1 protein-coding gene is annotated in these 1,654 nt (G+C 44.9%); it reads left to right on the top strand.

Going from position 1 to position 1,654, the window contains the following annotated elements; all coding sequences use genetic code 11:
- Positions 1–1,654, top strand: a 1,654-nt coding sequence (locus ACFQ38_RS11390) for a phage tail tape measure protein (protein ID WP_381480977.1), incomplete at both ends; no start/stop codon positions are given.

The following is a 1,654-nucleotide window of genomic DNA, read 5'->3' on the forward strand; positions in this document are numbered from 1 at the left end:
TGCGTTCCAACGAGAAATAGTAGAAACCGAATCTAAATTAAAACATTTTGAAACCCAACTCGCATCGTCTCAATCCAAATTAAAAGCATTTGGCGATTCAGCAGTCGAAGCCGGACAGAAAATGAAAGATGCTGGAGCGAAAATCACTTCTGCCGGTAAAGAACTATCCACAAAAGTCACTGCCCCTCTTGTGGGAGTGGCGGCAATTGCGGCGAAAATCGGTTCTGATTTTGAAGCAGGTATGTCGAAAGTGCAAGCAATTTCCGGTGCATCAGGTGATGAGATTGTGTTGCTGACTGAAAAAGCTCGTGAAATGGGAGCTACTACACAATTTAGTGCATCCGAAGCGGCAGACGCACTTTCCTACATGGCTATGGCCGGATGGAAAACCAATGATATGTTATCCGGTATTGATGGCATTATGGCACTCGCGGCTGCATCCGGGGAGGATCTTGCTCTTACAGCAGACATTTTAACTGATGGACTAACCGCATTCGGGTTGTCTGCGGCCGATAGTGGTAGATTTGCCGATGTCTTGGCTGCGGCATCTTCCAACGCTAATACAAACGTAGCAATGCTTGGTGAGTCATTTAAGTATGTCGCTCCATTGGCAGGTGCTATGGGGTACACGGCGGAAGATACGGCGCTTGCATTAGGGCTAATGGCCAACGCTGGTATCAAGTCGTCACAAGCAGGTACATCACTCAAAACAATGTTTGCTAACCTTGCTAAACCTACAAAAGCCATGAAAAATGCCATGGAAGATTTGGGTATATCCCTTACCGATAGTCAAGGCAATATGAAGACAATGGATACTGTATTGCAAGATTTACGGACAGCCTTTGGAGGATTGTCTGAAACACAACAAGCACAGTATTCTGCAACTATTTTCGGTAAGGAAGCAATGGCAGGTGCGCTATCCATAATCAACGCATCAGAAGCAGACTATAACAAACTATCGAAAGCCATTAATAATTCCGATGGTGCAGCACAGCAGATGGCTAAAACCATGACTGATAATCTTCAAGGAAGATTAAAAGAAATGCAATCAGCACTGGAAGAGGCAGCTATTTCGATTTATAACAATTTACAGCCTGCACTTGAAAAAATAGTTGCGTTCATCCAAAAGCTTGCGGATTGGTTCAATAACCTTTCTCCTGCTGCTCAAAATACGATAATTGCAATCGCCGGAGTAGTGGCGGCTATAGGTCCATTATTGGTCATCATAGGAACCCTTGTAGCCTCTCTCGGTGCTGTTTTCACGGCAATAGGTACATTCAGTTCGGCAATGGCGGTAGTGACCACAGGAGCAGCGGCAGCAACCCCTGCAGTAGGAGCGTTAGCGGCTGTCATATCTGCGCTTACTGGTCCGATCGGTATAGCAGTTGCGGCAATCGCTGGAATCACGGCGGCCCTTGTATTGGCCTATAACAAAGTTGAATGGTTTAGGGATGGTGTGGATAAAGTTTGGGAAGCTATTAAATCAGCAACTCAAAAGGCTTTTGAAGCCGTAAAGGAAACTATTTCCACAGTAATAGAAGCAGCCGTGAAATTTGGTAGCGAACAGCTCGAAACGTTTAAGAAGTTTTGGGATGAAAACGGCAAGGCAATAATGGATTTAGTTAAAAAATATTTCAACCTTGTACTCTCTGAC

The organism is Sporosarcina contaminans (assembly GCF_042679045.1).
GTDB classification, from domain to species: domain Bacteria; phylum Bacillota; class Bacilli; order Bacillales_A; family Planococcaceae; genus Sporosarcina; species Sporosarcina contaminans.